This is a genomic window from Streptococcus marmotae (assembly GCF_001623565.1).
GTDB lineage: Bacteria > Bacillota > Bacilli > Lactobacillales > Streptococcaceae > Streptococcus > Streptococcus marmotae.
Map to the genome: position 1 here is coordinate 132,183 of NZ_CP015196.1, position 22,080 is coordinate 154,262.

The 22,080-nt window shown below is 38.1% G+C and carries 22 protein-coding genes and 1 riboswitch; of the genes, 3 read left to right on the forward strand and 19 right to left on the reverse strand.

Going from position 1 to position 22,080, the window contains the following annotated elements; translation table 11 throughout:
• Positions 1 to 57 precede the first annotated feature (57 nt).
• Both A4H00_RS00645 and A4H00_RS00650 read right to left on the reverse strand, forming a co-directional pair.
• Positions 58 to 1,347 carry a peptidase U32 family protein gene (locus A4H00_RS00645; protein ID WP_067086066.1) on the reverse strand — a complete coding sequence of 430 codons (1,290 nt, stop codon included), beginning with the start codon at positions 1,345 to 1,347 and terminating at the stop codon, positions 58 to 60.
• Between the two features lie 8 nt (positions 1,348 to 1,355).
• Entirely contained in the window at positions 1,356 to 2,285 is a 930-nt protein-coding gene (locus A4H00_RS00650; protein WP_067091322.1) for a peptidase U32 family protein, read from the reverse strand.
• Positions 2,286 to 2,440: 155 nt separating this feature from the next.
• Between A4H00_RS00650 and A4H00_RS00655 the strand changes: the two genes are divergently transcribed.
• Positions 2,441 to 2,761 (forward strand): DUF3270 domain-containing protein, encoded by a 321-nt coding sequence (locus A4H00_RS00655; protein ID WP_067086067.1) that lies wholly within the window; start codon positions 2,441 to 2,443, stop codon positions 2,759 to 2,761.
• Positions 2,762 to 3,036: 275 nt separating this feature from the next.
• On the opposite strand, the gene A4H00_RS00660 is transcribed toward A4H00_RS00655, so the two are convergent.
• From A4H00_RS00660 to xylA, 8 genes are all read right to left on the reverse strand, one after another.
• Entirely contained in the window at positions 3,037 to 3,456 is a 420-nt protein-coding gene (locus A4H00_RS00660) for a PTS sugar transporter subunit IIA (protein ID WP_067086070.1), read from the reverse strand.
• 1 nt (position 3,457) lies between these two features.
• Positions 3,458 to 4,276: a PTS system mannose/fructose/sorbose family transporter subunit IID gene (locus A4H00_RS00665; protein WP_067086073.1), complete on the reverse strand. Its 819-nt coding sequence runs from the start codon at positions 4,274 to 4,276 to the stop codon at positions 3,458 to 3,460.
• Positions 4,269 to 5,057 carry a PTS mannose/fructose/sorbose/N-acetylgalactosamine transporter subunit IIC gene (locus A4H00_RS00670; protein WP_067086076.1) on the reverse strand — a complete coding sequence of 263 codons (789 nt, stop codon included), beginning with the start codon at positions 5,055 to 5,057 and terminating at the stop codon, positions 4,269 to 4,271. Before A4H00_RS00670 ends, A4H00_RS00665 begins: the two co-directional genes overlap by 8 nt.
• A gap of 32 nt (positions 5,058 to 5,089) precedes the next feature.
• Entirely contained in the window at positions 5,090 to 5,566 is a 477-nt protein-coding gene (locus A4H00_RS00675; protein ID WP_067086078.1) for a PTS sugar transporter subunit IIB, read from the reverse strand.
• A 2-nt stretch (positions 5,567 to 5,568) separates the two neighbouring features.
• The gene (locus A4H00_RS00680; RefSeq protein ID WP_067086081.1) at positions 5,569 to 7,641 is read right to left on the reverse strand and encodes a TIM-barrel domain-containing protein; all 2,073 of its coding nucleotides are present in this window, start codon (positions 7,639 to 7,641) and stop codon (positions 5,569 to 5,571) included.
• Positions 7,629 to 9,713 carry a glycoside hydrolase family 31 protein gene (locus A4H00_RS00685; RefSeq protein ID WP_067086084.1) on the reverse strand — a complete coding sequence of 695 codons (2,085 nt, stop codon included), beginning with the start codon at positions 9,711 to 9,713 and terminating at the stop codon, positions 7,629 to 7,631. The genes A4H00_RS00680 and A4H00_RS00685 overlap by 13 nt, the downstream gene beginning before the upstream one ends.
• 165 nt (positions 9,714 to 9,878) lie before the next feature.
• Positions 9,879 to 11,351, reverse strand: a complete 1,473-nt coding sequence (xylB, locus tag A4H00_RS00690; protein ID WP_067086087.1) for a xylulokinase — start codon at positions 11,349 to 11,351, stop codon at positions 9,879 to 9,881.
• Positions 11,352 to 11,409: 58 nt separating this feature from the next.
• A complete protein-coding gene (gene xylA / locus A4H00_RS00695) occupies positions 11,410 to 12,717 on the reverse strand; it encodes a xylose isomerase (RefSeq protein WP_067086090.1) in 1,308 nt (435 codons plus the stop codon).
• Positions 12,718 to 12,887: 170 nt separating this feature from the next.
• On the opposite strand from xylA, the gene A4H00_RS00700 reads away from it, so the two are divergent.
• Positions 12,888 to 14,045, forward strand: a complete 1,158-nt coding sequence (locus A4H00_RS00700; protein WP_067086093.1) for an ROK family protein — start codon at positions 12,888 to 12,890, stop codon at positions 14,043 to 14,045.
• Positions 14,046 to 14,271: 226 nt separating this feature from the next.
• On the opposite strand, the gene A4H00_RS00705 is transcribed toward A4H00_RS00700, so the two are convergent.
• The 9 genes from A4H00_RS00705 to A4H00_RS00745 all read right to left on the reverse strand — a co-directional run bounded on the left by A4H00_RS00705 (position 14,272) and on the right by A4H00_RS00745 (position 21,438).
• On the reverse strand, positions 14,272 to 14,757 hold the full coding sequence (locus tag A4H00_RS00705) for a YtxH domain-containing protein (RefSeq protein WP_067086096.1): 486 nt from the start codon (positions 14,755 to 14,757) through the stop codon (positions 14,272 to 14,274).
• Complete coding sequence (locus A4H00_RS11625; protein ID WP_067091331.1) at positions 14,750 to 15,154, reverse strand: DUF948 domain-containing protein; 405 nt, start codon at positions 15,152 to 15,154, stop codon at positions 14,750 to 14,752. The genes A4H00_RS00705 and A4H00_RS11625 overlap by 8 nt, the downstream gene beginning before the upstream one ends.
• Positions 15,155 to 15,172: 18 nt before the next feature.
• Entirely contained in the window at positions 15,173 to 15,949 is a 777-nt protein-coding gene (gene lgt / locus A4H00_RS11630) for a prolipoprotein diacylglyceryl transferase (protein ID WP_067086099.1), read from the reverse strand.
• A gap of 3 nt (positions 15,950 to 15,952) precedes the next feature.
• Positions 15,953 to 16,879, reverse strand: coding sequence for an HPr(Ser) kinase/phosphatase (gene hprK / locus A4H00_RS00720; protein ID WP_067091326.1), 927 nt, complete (start codon positions 16,877 to 16,879; stop codon positions 15,953 to 15,955).
• A gap of 229 nt (positions 16,880 to 17,108) precedes the next feature.
• Positions 17,109 to 17,378 (reverse strand): PspC domain-containing protein, encoded by a 270-nt coding sequence (locus tag A4H00_RS00725; protein ID WP_067086102.1) that lies wholly within the window; start codon positions 17,376 to 17,378, stop codon positions 17,109 to 17,111.
• Entirely contained in the window at positions 17,359 to 18,129 is a 771-nt protein-coding gene (locus tag A4H00_RS00730; protein WP_067091335.1) for a hypothetical protein, read from the reverse strand. Before A4H00_RS00730 ends, A4H00_RS00725 begins: the two co-directional genes overlap by 20 nt.
• A gap of 49 nt (positions 18,130 to 18,178) precedes the next feature.
• A complete protein-coding gene (locus A4H00_RS00735; protein WP_067086105.1) occupies positions 18,179 to 18,631 on the reverse strand; it encodes a SprT family protein in 453 nt (150 codons plus the stop codon).
• Positions 18,618 to 20,747, reverse strand: coding sequence for a Tex family protein (locus A4H00_RS00740; protein ID WP_067086107.1), 2,130 nt, complete (start codon positions 20,745 to 20,747; stop codon positions 18,618 to 18,620). Before A4H00_RS00740 ends, A4H00_RS00735 begins: the two co-directional genes overlap by 14 nt.
• A gap of 175 nt (positions 20,748 to 20,922) precedes the next feature.
• Entirely contained in the window at positions 20,923 to 21,438 is a 516-nt protein-coding gene (locus A4H00_RS00745) for a QueT transporter family protein (protein ID WP_067086110.1), read from the reverse strand.
• A riboswitch (PreQ1 riboswitch) is annotated at positions 21,436 to 21,605 on the reverse strand. It overlaps the preceding gene by 3 nt.
• A gap of 28 nt (positions 21,606 to 21,633) precedes the next feature.
• Here A4H00_RS00745 and A4H00_RS00750 point away from each other — a divergent pair.
• Positions 21,634 to 22,080: a GtrA family protein gene (locus tag A4H00_RS00750; RefSeq protein ID WP_067086112.1), complete on the forward strand. Its 447-nt coding sequence runs from the start codon at positions 21,634 to 21,636 to the stop codon at positions 22,078 to 22,080.

Consider the following 22,080-nt stretch of genomic DNA (forward strand, 5'->3'; position numbering starts at 1 on the left):
AATCGATTTCTACGAAATCACGATTTTTGTCCCACTCCCGTTTTTTTCATATCTCTATTATGCTCTAATCGTTACAGATTGTCCGTCTTCCTGATACAGATTGATGAGTCCTGACTTGCAGGCACGTACCATATCACCTGGATAGACTTCTTGCGGTAAACGAATGGTCAAGAGTTCCATTGGACGGTTAGCACGCTCAATGGGAAGACCGTCTGAATCGCGTAAGTCTGTAATAGTTGTTTCAAAATGGCGGAAACCTGGTCCGTAAAACTCAACCTCATCTCCTTCGTTGATGACATTGCGCTGACGAATGGTTGCGGTCATCGTATCCTTATCAAAAGCTACAACTTCTGCGATAAACTTATATTCAGGAATTTTACGGCGTGCACCAAATAATTGCTCGTTTTCCGTTGGAGGATTGTAGTAAAATCCTGTTGCTAGCTCCCGTTGAGCTACCTTCCACATCTCGTCAATCAAGTCTTGCTTAATGGCTTCAAACTTTTCTGGACTTTCCAAATAAGCATCAACTGCTGCCTTATAACAGTTGGTTACCGTAGAAACATAGTGAACAGACTTCATGCGACCTTCAATTTTCAGACTGTCCACTCCGTTTTCAATCATATCTGGAATATGATCAATCATGCACATATCAACTGCTGACATGGAAAATTCTTCAGGAACCTGTCCCTTGATACTACGACGTTCTTCTCCAAATGGTAAATCGTAGAGATTGTATTTCCAACGGCAGGATTGCGAACACCCACCACGGTTAGCATCGCGATTACTCATATGATTGGATAAAACGCAACGTCCTGAATAAGAAATACACATGGCACCGTGGACAAAAGCCTCAATCTCAACACTAGTACGCTTACGGATTTCCGCTAATTCTGCCATGGTTACTTCACGTGCCAAAACAACCCGTGTCAAACCCAATTCTTTCCAAAACTCAAAGGTTTCATAGTTTGTAGAAGAAGCCTGAGTTGACAGGTGAATCTCAAGTCCCGGCGCTTCTGTCGCACAAATGACAATCAAGGCAGGATCTGACACAATGACCGCATCGAGCCCCAAGTCCCGCAATTCACGGAACCAAGCTCCAGCTCCTACTTCATTTCCTTCATGTGTCACCATATTTGCTGCTACGTAAACCTTGGCACCACGAGCATGAGCATAGTCAATTCCTTCTTTCATTTCTTCCATGGAGAAATTTCCAGCACGGCTTCGCAAGCCATAGGCCTGACCACCAACGAAAACAGCATCTGCTCCGTAATCAACAGCCACTTTCAATTTTTCTAAGGTTCCAGCAGGTGACAAGACCTCTGGACGTTTTAGTTTTCTCTGTGTCATATCGTTTCCTATTTTACCTTATCTCTATCGTATTCGTAAAAACCTGTATCCAATCCTCGTTCTTTTGGATGCAACTTCCGAACCTGTTCATCTAATAAGAATGCCTTATCGTAGGTCAATTCTCCAGCCTCTGCCAAGTTTCTTGCCTCAACAAATAGCTTTGCAATTTCAACAAAGTTTTGTCCAGGGCAGTAAATTCCATCCAACTTCCAATGCAGGTAATCATGCTCAACTAGTTCCGTCAGCTTCGTCATCATGTCAATATCATTATTGATAAAAATATGCGTACCATGTTTGTCTTCATAAATGGAATAATGGCTATCCGGATCACTCGGCTCTGCTAAGAACAGGCCTCGCTGGCGTGACAAATCTGTCTCATCTGCCTTTGTAAAATTGTAATAATTTTGCAAGAGGGTTCGCTTAGAATGGTGAATTACCGATGCACCGTAGACCAAGATTTCTGCAGGAATTTCTAGGTTTTTAGCAATATCAAATAATTCTTCAGCCGGAATTTCCCTAGCAAGTACCGCACCTACTGCCCCATGATCTTTCCAGAAGTTAATCTGACGACTAGAAGTGACAAAAACAGATGTATCGTAAATCAGCTTAAAATGGTAGCCATCACGTTTATTGATGTAAAAGATACCCGTATCACCTACAACTAGGTAGTCCACCTGAATTTCCTTCATCAATTCCATAAAAGGCTGGATTTGATCCATCATATCTTGGTGCATGAGGGCGTTGGCTGCAACCGTTAATTCTTTACCAGCCTCGTGTGTCAAGCGAGCAATTTCTCGCAATTCATCATAGGTAAAGGAATGCGGAATCCGAAGCGCATGATCTTCTTCTCCTACATAAATACGGTCTACTCCCGCTTCTAATAGTTCCTTAACTTGTTCGATACTTTCAGCAGTTGCTGTAATAACAATTTTTCCCATAACGTTCATTATATCACAATATAGTTAAATGTTCAGTAATTCCTGTGATTTTAATCTTCAGACTTTTCTCATTTTTTTGTAATAAAATTGTAATATTTTTGTTACAGAAAGCTAGTATTGTTATGTTAACCTTAAAAGGCATAAAAGGAGACGATATGGCACTTAGAGACTATCGGCCTGATTCCTACTACTATGACGAGACAATCCCGAAAGAGAAACAACAGGCCACTTATCAAGCATATCAAGCAACAAATCCTGCTAAAGAACGTTTAAAAGAATTTTTCTTCTTTTTAAATATCGCTATTTTTAGTATCATTACAGTAATTGCTGCTTATATCTATCTTTCAAACCATGTTCCTATTTTTTTGGCCTTTCTATTAGCCATTGTAACAGGACTAATCGGATTAAAACTCGTCCAATTCTTCATTAAGAAAAAATTTTACTCATCAAAAAACAGAGCTAAGATAAGGAAATAATCTTAGTTCTGTTTTTTTTCATCAGTTTCTTTTCATTCCTATTTCTTCCACATACTCTTATCATCTCAAGATATTAAAGAATTGGAATATAACCCTCTAAATAGCAACAAATTGAAAGAGAAATAATGATTTAACTCTTAAAAAGCTTATTTTCATGCTGTTTTTGAGAGTTTTTCTATTGAAGAACCAAAAAAAAGATTGAAGAAGATGATCCAAAATAAATCTTTTCTTCAATCTGAGATTCTACCTACATACGGAATCTTTTTAATTATAATTTATTCATCATCAAAATCAAGTACAGGACGAGCTAAATAGTCATTGACGTAAATAATTTGCTCTCTTGCTTCTAAAATGTGCTGACGAATCTTTTCGGCAGATACTTCTCCCTCTGCTGCTTCTATTGCTAAAGATAATAACAAAGGAAAATTCAACCCTGTAATAACATGAACATTTTCTCGGTGAAGGAATTTTGCACATTCTTGATTTACTGATCCACCAAGTAAATCAGTCAATATCAAAACTTGCTCATCTTTCCCAATTTCCTCTAATAAATTTACCAACTCTTCTTCAACAGGAATATTATGGACATAGGCTGCTATTGTTGATAGTTTTATCGAATTTGGGGCAATATATTCCAAAGTATGTTTAAAACCTTCAGATAATCGTTCATGCGTCGCAATAATAAAATGTGTCATATTAAGGCTTCACTCCTAAAATTCCAAAATATGCTCCTACCAAAGAAATCACCAATAGCAAAAGAATCATTTTCAAGAAACCAACTTTTTTCTTTTCCATTAACCAATATACTAATCCTACTAATATAATAGATAATAGACCTGGAACAATTTTATCAAAGATTTCAGCTTGTAATCCTATAGTAACTTCTTTTAAAGTAAATACAAATGGAGTATAGACTTTAACAGATCCTGCAATCATGCTTCCAACAACTGTTAAACCGATAATAGAAGCAGCCTCTGTAAACAGTTGAAGTTGGCTAGCTAAATCTGTAATCAAGCGTACACCAGATTTATATCCTAAGTCATATAATTTAATTCGGAAAAGAACTAATAGCATATTTAAGGCAATCCAAACGAGTGCACCTAGAGGATTTCCTTCTAATGCCATATAACCTGCAATCGAGCCCATAATAGTTGGAAATAGGACCCAAAGAATGGAATCTCCCATCCCTGCTAGTGGCCCCATCAGAGATGTTTTAACTGAGCGGACTGCATTTAAGGATTTAAGTCCTTCACGTTCTTGAATCGCAACATCTGCTCCTAATACTGCTGGTGCCATATATGGAGTAGTATTAAAATATTCAAATTCTACTTCCATAGCTTTTTTATAGTCCTCATCATTAGGATACAATTTACGCAGAATATCTGCAATTGCCCATGCATATCCCGCACCTTGTAAAGTACCAAAGTTAACTGTATTACTACCAATAAAGGTCCATCTTAAAGCTGTATGCAGATGATCTTTTTTATCTAATTTCTTATGTACTGTATTACTCATCGAATAAATCTCCTTCAGTCATATTATTATTCTCTGGTGTAGAAGTGTGAATTGCTTTCTGCTCATTCATATAGTAAACAGAAGCCATAGCTAAACCAATTGCTGATAAACCAAGGATTGGTAAACCAAGATAAGCACTAAATACAAATCCTACTAAAACAGCCCAAAAGAATTTTTTCAATGGCATATATCTCATCAGCATAGCAACACCTATAACTGGGAGCATTCCACCCGCTACATTCAAGCCAGTTGTGAACCATTCTGGAATCGAATCAATAATGGAATTAATCAAATCTGGTCCAAATGCAACCAATATAGACATAGGAATAACGGCTTGTAATGCAACCATTAAAATACTCAACCAGTTCACCAGTTTCATTGCTTTGAATTTACCTTCAAGCATAAATTGTTTTGATTTATTCGCAACAAAGGAATTCAAGGTATGAACTAAAACATCAAGATTGATAGCTAAAATTCCGACTGGTAGACCAATTGCAACAGCAGTACCTAAATCAACTCCTGTCCTAGCTTTCAAAAAAATCGCAACAACTGTAGCCAATGCATAATCTGGTACAGACGAACCACCAAAAGCAGCTACTCCTAAACTAGTCAATTGGAACGTCCCTGCAATCGTCATTGCTGTTCCTAAATCTCCCATAATAAGCCCTGCGAAGAAACCAACTGTCACAGGCCAATGGTTCATAATAGTTGCTCCTCGGTTATCAATTAAAGCGTACGCAGGTAGCAAAATAATCAATATATTTTGTAATATTTCTGGCATTACTCTATTCTCCTTAATATTAATGTAATGATTTAATAGACATATTTATTCAAAGGCTCTTCTTTTGAATTTGGTGTAAATTGAAAAACAACTTCAATTCCCCGACTAGATAGCTCTTTTACAATATTCTTTTCTTCATCGTTCAAAGATACACTTTTGGTTAATTTTTCACGATCTTCCCTATCGAACACAATCCCCAACTGCACTTTTGGTAATTTAATTCCAGCATCTGCTAAGTTCAAAAGAATTTTTGGGCTGTTCACTACAATCAAGACGTTATGGTCATCATATTTTCCTGCTTTTATATTCGTAATAGCAGTTTCAACATTAATAATAGACATACCTGTTCCAGCAGGCTTACTCATCCGTATAATATTCTTTTGATCTTCATCTTGACTAACTAAATCATCAATCACCATGATACGCTTTGCATTTACATCTTTTACAACTTGCGTTACCACGATACCATGGACCAAACGCTGATCCACACGGGCTAATACTAGTCCCATAATTACATCCTCCATATTTCTGAAACACAATCTAAGCTATCGCTAAGAAAACTTCCAACCTTAGCAAATACCGGTATATAGTCACTATTTAGCTTAATTCTATAATGTTTTCCTCCTTCATACACTTCTTTTGTAAATAAATTAATCCAATCACATCCTATTGGTAAATAAACAAGCATCTCCTCTTGTAAATACTGAACAACTGGTGCTACCAATAATTCCGAACCAAACATATATTGCTTATTTTCTTTCCAACACTTATGATCGTTTGGAAATTCAAAGGATAATGGTCTCATTAGAGGCCAGCCATACAAGTGACATTCTTCATATAGAATACATAGATATGGCTTGAGCCATTCTCTCAACTTGATATGCTTCATCAAACACGATTCTATATCCGATCCAAAGGACCAAATTTCATTAGCTGCACCACTTGTTCGAATCCCACCTCCATCTTTACCAATTGGAAGTGTATGAGGCTGGCGATCCCCATGCATCCGCAAGATAGGTGAAAAAGTTGCAAATTGGAACCAACGCCGCATCAGCTCTTTCTGATAAGTCGTATCACTTGTGTACGCATGAAAACCGCCAATATCACTCGTCCACCAAGCCTGTCCACATAGTCCCATTGATAAGCCGATTTGGATTTGGATTTCTAACGATTCAAACGAACTCTCAATATCACCAGACCAAGCTAAAGCACCTTCTGATTGACCACCAAACCATACCGTTCGAATTAACGTCGGCCGAATGTATCGATTGATATGATTAGGGATTGCAGACAAATAGCCACAAGAGAATTGGCTAGAATATAAAGCAAGGTTCCCCTTTGAAATTTGATATTGTTGATGTTGATAATCAGATAGTTCAGGCTCAGCTTGATCTGCCCAAAATAAGCGAATCCCCCTATTCCAATAGTTATCAATCAACTGCTTTCGGACAAACTCTTGAACAGACTCATCTGTAAAATCTAGAATATAGGCTCCATTGAATAAGGGAAGCACAGATCCAGAAGATTCCTTCATCAGCATATCTTTTTCTTGATACTCTTCAAATAATGGACAATCTTGTGTTACGGTTGGCCAAACAGAGACCATTAGCTCTGTATTTGAATGTCGACATTCTATCGCAAATTCATCTATGCCCTGCCAGTATCGATTGTCAAATTCAAAACTGCCTTCACTCGGCCAATGAAAGTAATCAATAACTAGCACAGATAAGTTAATATTTCTCTGACGATATCCCTGATAAATTTCTTTTAACTCGTCAAGTGTTTGATAACGTAGCTTACTTTGCCACAATCCTAGATACTGTTCAGGCATTATAGGAGCCCTACCAACCAAACCAGTATAGCGACCTACCCCTTCTTTAAGAGTCTCTGCTCCGAATACTATGTATTCTACATAATTAGTATGATAACTGGACCAACAGTACTGATTCCTTGCAAAATGAACTTCTCCAATTCCAGCATGATTCCACATAAAACCATATCCCTTATTTGAAATATATGTCGGTAAACTTGTTTGGGAATTACGCTGTTGGAGTTGATAATATCCTCCATTTTTATTATGATATTTTTCTTGATAGCCACCTAAACCATAGATAATCTCTGTTTGATCGCTTTCAAATCTAACAAATGATTGATAAGTATCATCACTGGTTTTACGAAAATGATGTGGTGATATTTGTGCAGAGTTACTCCTTTGTTTAACAATAGGTAGCGTATCATCAATTCCTTTTGTCCTTCGAACAGAACTTTGTAATCTTGCATATTCTGTTAGTACAACCTTACCATTCTTAAAAAATTCTAACTTATCACCATCAAATTGAACCGTTAAACTTCCACTCGTTACACCCAATACTTGATTATTTTCCCAACATTGGATATCAGACGGTTGAGAAAGAATCTCAAAAGAAGATTGAAATGTCAAATTTTCTGATAGAAAGTCTGAAGGACAACTTCGAACTCGAATAACTTCATCACTTAAAACTTCAACAAATAGTTTGTACTGTGGTTGAGCGATAATAAAACCGGATGGAGACCAAGTCACACAGCTTTTATTTAGGATTGGCATAAGTAACTTCTCCGTTTTTCATTTGTACATTTTACATATTGCAACAAGTTTTCAAAGCTTGGAAGACTAGATTTTCTAATGAAAACCGGAATTTCGTATAAATCCGCAGTAATAAGATACTGTTTTCCTCCTTCGTATTCGTCCTGGCTAAATAGATGAATCCAAGTCTCTCCTGTCGGTAAATATACCGTACGTTCTCTTGCTTCATAATCCAGAATTGGAGCAACTAACAAGCTATCTCCCAATAAATAAGTATTGTCAATTTCCCATGCATTCTGATCATCTGGAAATTCAAAAAATAAACTCCTCATGACAGGATAGCCTTTTTCATGCGCTTCCACCATGATATTATATAGATAATCATTAAGTCGTTCCCGAATACGGAGAAAATCTGTCATTATGGATTCTACAGTATCTCCATATGACCAAATTTCATTTGGAGCACCTGAAGGCATTGAACCTCCGCCCGAAACAGATAAAGGAGCAGTATGAGGTAAACGATCACCGTGCATTCGTAAAATAGGCGAAAATGTCGCATATTGGAACCAGCGTACCATTAACTCTCTGAACTCAGAATTTTCTGGATTTCCCCCATGAAAACCGCCAATATCAGTCGTCCACCAAGGAATACCTGCTAAACCAACATTTAACCCTGTGTTCACTTGATTCCTGAATGATTTAAAGCTTGAATCAATATCACCTGACCAAGGTAATGCACCGTATCGCTGAGCACCAGCCCAAGCTCCCCGAACTAAAATAACATTCTGAACAGATTCTCCTCCATTTCCATCATAAATCATTTTTAAATAACCTAGAGGATATAGATTGCCACAATGCAATACAGGTCCTTTATGATATCTATAATTATCAAAATCATAAACAGCATACCCTGGCTCTGCTACATCAATCCAGTAATAATCTATTCCCAAACGTTTGTAATTCTTTTCTATCAGCGACCATACATATTGGCAAGCTTTGGGATTTGTAGTATCAATAAAAATTGTCTGCCCCTGAATCATCATTGTAATAGGAACACCTCGATTAACCTGCACAAGATAACCATTTGACTGATACTCTTGAAAATTACATGCATTTGTTTGAACAGTAGGCCAAATCGAAATAATAGGTTCAACATTATATACTTGTTTCAATGTATCAACTAATCCCTTTGGATCTGGCCAAAAATCTTTATCAAAGCAATACTCTCCTTGCTTAGGCCAATGGAAATAATCAATTGCAATCGTTGATAGCTGTATACCACGTTTGTGATAACCTTCCACTACCTCTAAAACTTCATCAGGCGTGCGATAGCGTAACTTACTTTGCCATAAGCCTAATAAATTTTTCGGCATTACTGGTGCCCGCCCAGTAACTCCTGAATAATTTTCCATAAGCTCCTTAGGAGACTCTCCTACTGTAATCCAATAATCAATATAAGTTGTTGCAGGCATGGACCACTCTGTCAGATTCTTCGCAAAATTTACTGTTCCAATACCAGGATTATTCCATAAAAAACCATAGTTAAGATTAGAAATGTAAAAGGGAATAGACATTTGAGAATTTCTTTGTGCTAGCTCTAACATCGTATGTTTTAAGTCAAGAAATTCATGTTGGTATTGACCCATACCATAGATTTTTTCAACAGAATTTGATTCAAAACGAACCTTTATAGAAAAATCATTACCATGGTAATTTGCACGATATTCACGAGATTTTAGCTTTAAGGTGGAATTAAAGGCTTTCGTAACCTTAATTGTTCCAACATCTTCACTTCCATCATCATGCTGAACAGCTCGTAATCGGATGTATTCTCTTAACAATACTTGATTGTGAGAATTATAAAACGTTAGACGTTTTCTATCATCCAAAACAGCCCTAATATCGCCATTGACTATTTCTACACTACCATTATCATTCTCTCTTACAACAGCATCAGATATAGAAATTTCTTCTTGCAAAGCACCCTTCTCTTCCTGAAAAACACCATTAGGAAAAGCACGCACTCTAAGTGAATTTCGTCCCCAAGCTTCAATGATTAGTAATTCATTATCTAAATACTTCTCTAATCTCATGAATTTATCTCCCTCTCCCTTTGTGTTAGTTCATTTGATAAACTAACATAATTATAACATGCTCCACCTCGTTTGTAAAGCGGTTCCATAAAAATATTTTATTTTTTATAAACTAGGACAAATGCTAGCTTCGTTGTACTGCTCAATCGTATGGTTACTTGAGGATTACAATTCTTTGGTCTGGAGATAAACCTTTCGATAATGACTATAAATTTCTTTGTACTGTTCAACATTTGCTTTAATCGGTTTTATAGCTTCAGAATAAGTTATGAATTTTTGTGCACATTCATTAATATCTGCAAACCATCCTAACCCTACTGCTGCAAGCATAGCCGCTCCCATTCCAGGTCCTTCTTCTACTTTTAAAGTAACTATATCAGCGTTAAAGATATCTGCCTGCATTTGAAGCCAATCTTTATTTTTAGCCCCACCACCGATAGAAATTATTTTAGTAAATGACTTATCAGCAACATCGGCTAATAAGGTTTGAGAATCTTTTAGAGAAAATGTTATTCCTTCTAAAACTGACCGTACAAAGTGTACAAACGAATGACTGGCATCAATTCCAATAAAACTAGCCCGTACATGACTATCCCTATGAGGTGTTCGTTCTCCTAGCAAATATGGAGCAAATAATAAGCCATTACTACCAGGTTCAATGCTATCAATTGATTGCAATAACTCCTCATAGCTCAATGTAGGAGCAAACATCTCTTTAAACCAATTCAAACTATACCCTGCAGTTAAAGTAACTCCCATAGAATAATAATTAGCAGGTATTGCATGATTAAAGCAATGCAACTTTCCTTGATAATTAGGAGCAGCATTTCCTTCATAGGTTAGAAAAACACCCGATGTTCCAATAGAAACCATTGCTACTTCTGGAGTAAGTATACCTGCTCCAACAGCAGCACAAGCATTATCAGCACCTCCTGCAAAAATTGTTACTTCTTGTTTCAGTTGGAACATCGTAGCAAGTTCATCTCGTAAATTTCCTATTGCTTGGCTAGAATCTACTACTTCAGGTAGATAATCTAAAGGAATCTTAAATTTTGAAGCGACTTGCTCAGACCAACATGATTCTCCCACATCAAACAGCAAGGTTCCTGCAGCATCCGAGTAATCTGAATGATATGTTCCTGTCAGATAATACCCTAAATAATCTTTTGGCAAAAGAATATGTCTTACTTTTTGCCAAACTTCTGGTTCATTTTGCTGAATCCACAGTATTTTAGGTAATGTAAATCCTTCTAGTGCATCATTTTTAGTGATAACGAACAACTCTTCACCTAATTCTTCACTAACTTGTTGACATTGCTTGGTTGTACGCGTATCATTCCATAAAATTGCTGGTCTTAAAACCTCTCCCGCCTCATCTAATAATACTAAACTATGCATTTGCCCAGAAATACTAATTCCCGCTAATTGTTCTGAGAAGTCACTTACCTGTTCAGACAATTTCTTTATTACTTGTTCAAATGCTCTAATCCAATCATTTGGCCTTTGCTCACTATATCCCTGCTGCAAATGTTGTAGTGAATAAGGTGAAGATGTTGTTTCAATAACTTCTCCGTTTCGATTGACCAAAACACCTTTTAACGAACTGGTTCCTAAATCAATACCTAATACATATGACATTTTTTCTTCCTTCCTTATAAAAAGAGGAGCAAGATTTGTTCCCTACTCCCCACCACTACTAGATCAAATAATCATTTAGACGAGATTTTACACTCTCTAGATGACTAGATTCCAATGTTGGACTATCATTCTTGAGAGCATATTCTGTTAGACTTTCTAAATCTTCTTTATCTTCAAGAATTCGAATACCAATCCCTTCCTTATAACTAGCATAGCGTTCTTCTTTTAAATTTTCTAAAAACTTGTCTTCACGAATCTTAGCAGCTGCTTTTAATCCTCTAGCATATGTATCCATTCCAGCAATATGCGCAAGTATCAAATCTTCCATTTCAAAAGAGGAGCGTCGCACTTTTGCATCAAAATTGATACCTCCAGGTGCTAAACCACCATTAGCTAAAATCTCTAACATAGTAAAGGTTGTATCGTAGATATTAGTTGGAAATTCATCAGTATCCCACCCTAAAAGCATATCACCCTGGTTCGCATCAATAGATCCAAGGGCATCATAGTCTCTTGCTACATTTAATTCATGTTCAAATGTATGACCTGCTAATGTTGCATGGTTAGCTTCTAAATTGAGTTTAAAATCACCTTCTAAGTCATATTTTTGAATGAAAGCCATTGTTGTCGCTGCATCAAAATCATACTGATGCTTTGAGGGTTCCTTTGGTTTAGGTTCAATCAAAAATTGTGGCTTATGTCCGATTTTTTCTCCATAAGTAACGGCCATCTTAAATAAACGTGCAATATTGTCTTGCTCAAATTTCATATTGGTATTGAGAAGTGATTCGTATCCTTCACGACCTCCCCAAAAGACATAGTTTTCTCCACCCAATTTTTTAGAAATATCTAATCCTTTTTTCACTTGAGCTGCTGCATATGCAAATACTTCTGCATTATTAGATGAGGCAGCACCATTGTTAAAACGAGGATGAGAGAACATGTTCGCAGTATTCCAAAGAAGTTTTTTCCCTGTTTCTTCCATCTTTTGTTTAATATGATCTGTAATTTCATCTAAATTAGAGAAAAATTGTTCTAAACTATCACCCGTAGGAGCAATATCTACATCATGGAAACAGAAATAATCAACACCTAGTTTTTCTAATATTTCAAAAAAGGCTTCCACTCTATTATGAGCTGTCTCCATTGGAGTCGAACCTTCCCAAGTTCGAATATTTGTCGGACTACCAAACGGATCTGACCCATCTTGAGTCATGGTATGCCAGTATGCTAGAGCAAACCGAAGATGCTCTCTCATCGTTTTACCTTCAATCACTTCATCAGGATTATAGTGGCGAAAAGCGAATAAATTGCTTGTTTTAGTCCCTTCGTATTGGACGTTTGATATGCTACTAAAGTATGCCATAAATTTCTCCTTTTAGTTAGTATTTTTTATTAACTAACTATAGGGTATCACTTTTGCTGAAATATGTCAACGCTTACAACGCGTTTTTATAGCATTTTTTTTCTTACTATTCCAAATATTTTATGATAAAATGAAGAAAATGCTACTTAGAATTAATAGAGGTATCCCTAGTGAAAAATCAGGTAATTTTAGAACTAAATGAGTCAATTGTCCTAAAAACTATAATATTGAGCAAAAATATTTCTCGTATTGAACTTTCTAAAAAGACACATTTAAGTAAAGCAGCAATCACTACTTTCTGTAAGCAATTACTAGATAAAAATTTAATAATTGAAACAGGAACTGGAGAAGGAGCTAGAAAAGGAGGGCCCAAACCTATTTATCTTTCTTTTAACCCTTACTGTGCCTGCTCACTTTCGATTGAAGTAGGAAATCATAAGTTGATTGGAGCAATATCTTACTTAAATGGAGAGCTAATTTATTCAGATAAGGTCTTGAATACCATCAATTCAAAGAACGCAATTGAACTTTTACAACAATTATTGGAAAAATTAATAGAAAAAGCGCCTACTACTTTATATGGAATCATCGGATTAACCCTAGCCATCCATGGAGTTGTTTCAGATAATCAAATTATATTTACGCCATACTCCGATTTAGACCAACTCTCTCTTCAAAAAAAACTGCAATCCTTATATAGTTTTCCCATTTGGTTAGAAAACGAAGCTAACTTAGTAGCATTAGGAGAATACACTTACCATTTCCCTGTTAGTCATCTGGTTACAATCAGCTGCCATAGTGGTATTGGAACTGGAATTTTATTAAATGGAACTATTTACCAAGGCTACCAAAATCGAGCTGGAGAATTTGGACATACAATTCTCTATCCAAACGGTATTTTATGTCCATGTGGTAACCACGGTTGTTTAGAGCAATACTCTTCTATAAAAGCTCTACTCCAACAGTTTCAGTCACACAAGCAAAATCCCAAACTAACACTAGATGATTTCATCCATTATCTAGCACAACAAGAGCCCATAGCACATCAGTTGATGATTGATAACGCAAAAAATATGGCAATTGGAATTACCAATGTCACTCTTCTCTATAATCCTCAAATATTAATTTTAAATAATCCTATTTATAGACGTTTTCCTCAATACCTATCTACTATTAAGCAACATGTCACAACCCGATTTTTATCTGATTTAGAAATTGCTCTTGATCATTTAGGTGACTATGCTGCCACATTCGGTGGACTTAGTTACAGTACAAATCAATTTTTAGGAATTACTGCTTTACGTTTTCCAAAGAATCTTACCAATTAAAAAGATTCTGCCTACCTACAGAATCTCAAAATATAAACATTTCCTCTAAATAAATAGCAACAATTTAAATAGGACGAACAAAACAGGATAGGAATGAACTCTTAGAAAAGCTTATTTTCATGCTGTTTTTGAGAGTTTTTCTATTGAAGAACCAAAAAAAAGATTAAAGAAGATGATCCAAAATAAATCTTTTCTTCAATCTCAAATCCGCATCAGCGGACTTTTTTTATTCTTCTTCTAGGTTTGGTAAGTCAATCTCAATGTCTTCTGTTGTGACTGCCAATTCCTCTTCTAGCTCTTCTGCACTAGGAAGGGTTTGGGTCTTTTCTTTAATAGACTCAACCAAGTCAGCTGTTGTCAGATTTTGTTCTGCAATTTTTTCCTTGATGTGCTCAAATTTTTCAAGAGATTGCGCCTTCACCAATTGCGCTTTTTCTTTTCCAGACTGAACCAAATCATCGACTGTCAACTCACCTGAAGTCAATTGGTCTCTGACTGTTTCGTATTTGTCAACTGCTTGCTGCCCCAAATCTTGAGCTTTTTGAATCCATTCTGCATTGATTTCTTCATGATTCTCTTGGTAATCCTTCGTGAAATCAAGGACTTTTTTCTTAACTACTTGACCTGTCTTTGTTGCAAGAAAGGCTGCTGCTGCTGCACCACCTGCTGCACCTAAAAGGATACTTGTGAAAATGCTAGATTTTTTAACCATGTTGTTTTGCTCCTTTCTTCCCTAAAATAGAAGATAATTTACTAACTGCTGCTAAGGCTCCTCCTGCCTTTACCGTATGTTGGCCTGCGGTGCGGGCTTTTGCTGTTAGACCACGCGCAGAGGTATTGAGGTCTGATACTGACTCTGACAAGTCAGCAACTGCTACAAAGAGTGGATCCAAAGTAGCAACTTTTCCGTTTACATCTGCAACCAGAACATTTGTTTTAGCTAACAATTCATTGGTTTGGTAAAGGGTTACATTAACATCACTCGTTAACACATTCAAAGTGTGTTGTGCTTCATCAACCACATTGGATACTTTTTTCAACAAGAGGATAACATATACTGCAACAGCTCCAAGGGCAATTGCGATAATAAAAACAGATAATTCAATCAGCATAGAAATCTCCTTTTCTTAGATCTGATAATAAGGAATGTCTTTTCGACGACGATAGAAAAATAAGATTAGTGCTAACAGCACGAATAAGGCAGAAAGCCACTGTGAAACACGTAAGCCAAGGAACATTAGACTGTCCGTTCTCATCCCCTCAATGACAAAACGACCGACACCGTACCACACTAGGTAAAATAGGGTAATTTCACCCTGCTTGAGGAGTTTTTTTCGTCTCCGCAATACACAGATTAGAACGAAACCAAACAGATTCCAAAGCGATTCATATAAGAAAGTTGGCGTTCGATAACTTCCGTCAATATACATTTGCTTACGAATAAACTCTGGCAGATAATCAAGATTGCTAACACTTGCACCATAGGCCTCTTGATTGAAAAAGTTTCCCCAGCGACCAATAGCCTGTGCAATCATAACAGACGGTGCTACCACATCAAGAAAATCCCAGATTTCAATGAAGCGATGGCGTGTAAAGAAGATTAGAACGAGAAATCCCGTCAACAGACCACCATAAATGGCAATGCCTCCCTCCCAAATGGCAAAAATAGAAAGAAGATTGTCCTTATATAAATCCCAAGAAAAGGCTACATAATAAATCCTCGCACCAAGAATTGCAAGCGGAAAGGCTATTAAGATAAAATCTACAATATCATCTGACAGAATTTTTTTACGAGGTGCTTCCTTAGACGCAAGAAAGACTGCAAGAATCAAACCTGTGATGATACACAAGGCATACCAACGAATTTCGAGCGGACCTAATTTTACTGCAACTGGATCAATCATCGGCTACTCCTTATTGCTTGCAATGAGGCTACCGAGCCGTTTTTCAAATTCCTTAGTCGCATCAAAGCCCATTTGTTTGGAACGATAGTTCATAGCTGCTGCTTCAATCACGACAGAAATATTACGCCCTGTCTTAACTGGGATTCGAATCTGAGGAATCGTAATTCCTGCAATCTCAATCGAATCACCGCTATTTCCCAAGCGGTCAAAGACCTTACCTGTGTCATAATTTTCAAGGTAAATGGCAAGTTGCACTTCTGATGATTCCTTGACCGCACTCGCACCGTACAGACTCATAATATCAATAATGCCAACACCTCGGATTTCCAGTAGGTGCCGTAGAATCTCAGCTGGTTCCCCCCAGAGAGTAACATCATCCTTGGCATAAACATCTACTCGATCATCTGCGACGATACGGTGACCACGTTTAACCAATTCAAGACCAGTTTCACTTTTCCCAATTCCAGAATCTCCCTGAATCAGAACACCCATGCCATAGATATCCATGAGAACACCATGGACACTGGTCCGTTTTGCAAGGCGTGAATCTAAGTAAGAAGATAATTCCCCTGCCAAACGACTTGTAGCAGACTGGCTTTGGAAAATAGCAATCCCTTTTTCCTCAGCTGCTTGAAACATTTCTTCTGGAATTTCCAAACCACGCGCTACAATCACCACTGGAGTCTCAGGCTGAAACATTCTCCGTAAAACTTGATAACGATTATGAGAGGTCATGGCCATTAAATAGGACCATTCTTTCATCCCCATTAGCTGAATACGCTCTGGCGCATAATAGTCAAAATAGCCTGTCATCTCAAGACCAGGACGAGTAATATCAGATGTGGTAATCTCTTTTTCCAGTAGGATTTCCGTACTATATGCGCTACTCACACGCACATTGTCAATCAAATCTTTGACAAAAACTGCCATATCATACCTCTCATACTTTTTTAAAATCAACATCCGAATCACTTCCATCCTTTAATAAGGCTAGTGAGCAATGTCCGATTGTGATTTTTGAAGCGTGTCATTTCTTTATAAATTATTATACCACAAGATAGGAGGAGAATACAAAAAGGGAGTGAGACAGCAGTCGTGATTTCCGAGAAATCGACTTTCCTCACTCCTTTCATAATACAGCTACCGAATCATCTTACTTCTACCACTTGTGTCTCTGAATTTTTTCAGCATCCTTTATTTTTCTAGGTCCTGTACCATAGCGGTCTGCATAAACATCTTCCTTAAAGGGAAGTAAAACAGCTGCTAGAATATAGACTGCAATAGCTAACAAGCCCAAACGTCCAACTAAACAGATGATGAAAAAGACAATCCGAGTAATGCTAAGATCTAATCGAAAACGATCTGCTATACCTGCTAAAACACCTGTTATCAGTTTATTCGTTCGTTGCTTATAAAATCCGAATGGCATGTTGCACTCCTTTTACACTAATTGGGCTGTTGACTGTCTTTATATGAAGATACAGGAGGCAATCTCCTTTCTTCTCGCAAAAATAAGGACTTGGCTTCTTTTTTCGATTAACAACTAATTGCCCTGTTGAACTTTCCACCTTTCCACGTAAGCCTTGCTGTTTTGGCACTTGCAGATAAACTGGAGCTTGGACGAGTTGGAGGAAGAGGTGCTGAGACATGAGATTCATTGCAGTGATACGAATATCCTGTTGTTTTTTATCCGTAGAGCTATGAATGGAAATATCTTCAAAAGGAAGATAGTCTAGTCTCGCATCTGCTCTTCCCAAATCCAAATTCAAAATGGACATCCACTGCTCTGGTAGAGAAACGGTCAAGTGGCAAGGAAGATTAGAAGCAAAATGCAAGCCTTGGTTTTCAACATAAATCTGAGGTAAAAAGGCTTGATTGGTTTGTTGAGGGTAAACAAGGTAAATCTGAACCTGATCCGACTTGTTTTTGACAAAAGAAACCTTTCCTTCTGACATACTGATAAAAAGGGATTCAATGTCTGCAAAGGCATACTCTTGTTTCAATTTAGATGAGGAAAAAATTTTCAAACGCGGGAGTGTAAAACTCAACCGTGGTTTTTCTTCCTCTACGAGAAAGTCTGGTTCTTCATCAAATTCTAAAAAGCAGGCACGCGCTTCTTCTTTGGTCAAAATCCCCTTCTCATATAGTTCAATCAATCGTTTTTGCGGTTCTTGTGCCATTTCCTCACCTCGATTCTCTTCTATTATACCATAGGCAGACCAAAAGAAATCAGCCCAAGGACTGATTTCTTTCATCAACTACTGTCAGGAAGCCACGGCACTTACCGCAACGGTAGTTTGCTGTGTTCACGCGCCGCTTTCGTGGGTAGACTTGACCACACTGCTGGCAGCGGTAGAGATAGGGAGTTTGCGCGGGAGATGCTAGTTGCGGTGCATAGCGTACTCCGTCTACTGCCTGTAACAATTCCTTGAAATCCCTGTCCTTGTGGCGATAGCCTTTTTGCTCAAAATACAGATGATAATGGCAGAGTTCGTGGCGGACAATCTTGCGAAACAAGTCCTTGTCTGCTTCATAGTAGCGAGGATTGAAGTCCAAATGTCCGTCCTTGGGAAAGAACCGTCCACCTGTTGTTTTCAAACGATGATTCCAATGGGCTTGATGTCGGAATTCTTTTCCAAAATCCTCACGTGACACCTGCTGAATATACTCAGTGAGATTCATGAGGCGGCACCAAGCTGAGATTGACTTTTTCACGAACCGTATCCAATTTGTAGACCCAAACCGTTACCAAATCTCCAACAGAGACTACTTGACTCGGATGTTTGATAAAGTTCTTACTCATATTTGAAATATGAATCAAACCATCTTCATGGATACCAATATCAACAAAGGCCCCAAAGTCAACCACATTGCGAACCACACCTTCTAGCTTCTGTCCAATTTCTAAATCTTTAAAATCCAGAACATCTTGACGCAATACAGGTGCTGCAAAGTCATCCCGCAAATCTCGACCAGGTTTGAGTAAGTCTGCTAGAATATCCTTCAAAGTTTCCTTACCCAGACCCAATTCTTCTGCCATTTCTCTTAGCTGTACTGCTTTTAATTTCTCCTGCGCTGTTTCATCTAATTGCTCAATATCTAATAAGTCAAAGAGTTTTTGAACCGCTGGATAGGACTCTGGGTGCACTCCTGTATTGTCCAAGAAATTGCTCGCCTCAGGAATTCGTAAGAAACCAGCTGCCTGCTCAAAGGCCTTGTCACCTAGGCGTGGGACCTTCTTCAATTCAGCTCGTGAGGTCAAAGCTCCGTTTTCTTCACGGTATTTGACAATATTTTCAGAAATCGTCTTGTTGAGACCTGCCACATGAGCTAGGAGGGCAGGACTTGCAGTATTGATGTTGACACCGACCTGATTGACTACAGTGTCCACTACGAAATCAAGGCTCTCAGATAATTTTTTCTGATTGACATCGTGCTGGTATTGGCCAACACCGATTGATTTGGGATCAATTTTAACCAACTCTGCAAGTGGATCTTGCAAGCGACGAGCAATCGAGATCGCCGAGCGTTTTTCAACCGTCAAATCAGGAAATTCATGCCGTGCCAATTCAGAAGCAGAATAAACTGATGCCCCGCTTTCATTGACAATCACATAGCGAACAGCTGGAAATTGTTGCAAGACTTCTGCGACAAAACTTTCAGACTCACGACTAGCTGTTCCATTTCCAATGGCAATGATTTCAATACCATATTGGCCAATCAGGCCTGCCAGTTCTTCTTTTGCCTGTGCAATCTGTGCCTGTGAAGCTGGCTTCACAGGATAAATGACCTGTGTTGTCAAGAGTTTTCCGGTCTGATCCACCACTGCTAGCTTAGCACCTGTACGAAAGGCTGGGTCAAAGCCCAATACCATTTTTCCTTTTAATGGTGGCATCAATAGTAGATTACGAAGGTTCTCTGAAAAGAGGAGAATCGCTCCTTCTTCTGCTGTTTCAGTCAATTCAGTCCGAATACGACGCTCCATGGCTGGTAAGATTTTCTTCTTAACTGCCTGGCTGATTGCTTCTGTAATGTAGCTATTTTTCTGAGGAAAACGAACTTCAAAGAACCGCAGAATTTTCTCAAGATTATGCTCAAAGGAGACCTTTAAGGCACCTAATTTTTCGCCACGATTGAGGGCTAAGGTCCGATAACCTTGCATATTCGCAACTGTTTCAGAAAACTCATAATACATCTGAAAGACTTGCTTTTCGTCCGATTCTTGATCTTTTAATTGCGATTGTAAAATAGAATGGTGCAAGACTTCATGGTAGGTCCAAGCGCGTAATTTCACATCTTCTGAAATAGCCTCCACCAAAATATCTACCGCACCAGCGAGACAATCTTCTGCTGTTTCAAATCCTTGGCAGATAAAAGTTGCTGCTTGTGTTTCCAAATCTGCAACATTTTGTAAAATAAGACGTGCCAGAGGAAAAAGACCTGCTTCTCGGGCAATCGTTGCCTTTGTTCTGCGCTTTTCCTTGTATGGCAAGTAGAGCTCTTCCACATCGGCTAATTTTTCAGCTTCTTCAATCGCCTGACGCAGTCCATCCGTCAATTTACCTTGCTCTTCAATCTTAGACAAAACGGTGGCTTTTCGTTCTGCCAAAGCTGTTAAGGATTTATCCAAGTCAATAATAGACTTAATCACAACCTCATCTAAATTCCCTGTCATTTCCTTACGATAACGAGCGATAAAGGGAATGGTATTGCCTTCCGCTGTCAAGGTCAAAACGGTTTCAATTTGCTTTATGTTGACACCCAAATCCTGGGCGATTTTCAAATATTTTTCTTCCATAACCCTTATTATATCATGGATGTCAGAAAGAAAAAAGACGGCGAGGTAGAAGTCAGGTGAGAAAATAGCATTTTTATCATTTCAGCCTCTCACTCCTACAGTGGAAATTTATTTGCTTATAGTATGAAAAAAGGCTGGGCAATTGCCCAACCTCGGTGTCCTTCCTTATCTGACCTTATCGTGTAAAATCAATTCTCTGAGCTAAACGGTCAATGACCAGAGAACCAACAATTAGAGAGGCAAATTCTCCTACAGCAGTTGTAAACCATGTTGCTAAGAAAGGTGCGCTTGCTAGAAAATACAATTCAAGAGCAATGGTAAACATAGATAAAGAAAAGAAAATAGAAAAGTAGAAAAATGCCTTATTGATTATCCCATTGAAGAGATACTCTGTTTGGTATTTTTTAAAGAAATAAATCCCTAGAGCCACAAAGAGGAGGGTCGAGCCTCCACCGACAAAAACATCAATCACTCCGAAGCCTATAAAATTCGAAATCATACAGCCAATCGTAACAGCAATGAGATATTTACGATTATAAAAGGCTAGGAAATTCAACATTTCCGACAAACGGAACTGATAGGCTCCGTAGGAAATCGCATTGAGAGGTGGCGTTACTGTTAACACCACGTAAATCGCCGCAACCAAGGCAATGTGTGCCATGTCACGAACTGTCCATTTTGTTTGATTCATATAAATCTCCTTTGGCGGCTAAACCGCGTATAATATGCTTGGCTAAAGGAAGGAAGTGCCAAGGGTTGTGTAAGATAGGAAGCCGTGGAAAAAACCGAATGTAGTCAAGAGTAGCCGTTTTTTCGACTAAGAACTTATTATTTTCACAACGTTTCTAGTATAGCACAATCAAGGATAATATGGTAGACTTAGAGTATGAAAAAATATCTAAAAGCATTTTTTGAGAATGAAATCCTGTCCTATTTATTTTTTGGAGTAGCCACTACTCTTGTCTATATCCTTACGAGGACCAGTCTTTTCTTCCTAATTCCTCAAACCCTCCTTATTGTCTTTATTGCCAACTGTGTCGCCATTTTATTTGCCTTTATCACAAATGATCAAATCGTCTTTCGACAAGAATGGATAGGCTGGCCAGCACGGCTCGTCAAATTTGTCTCTGCACGCCTTACGACCTTGTTACTCGACCTGGTCTTGGCCTACCTTCTAGTGGATGCATTTCCACAGCTGATTGGTCAATTCGTCCATCAAGATCCTACACGTATCAATGCTATTGCTACCCTCATCTCACAGGTTCTCGTCATTGTCCTGAACTATATCCTAAGTAAAGTATTTGTCTTTCAGAATACGAAAAAAAGCTCCTAA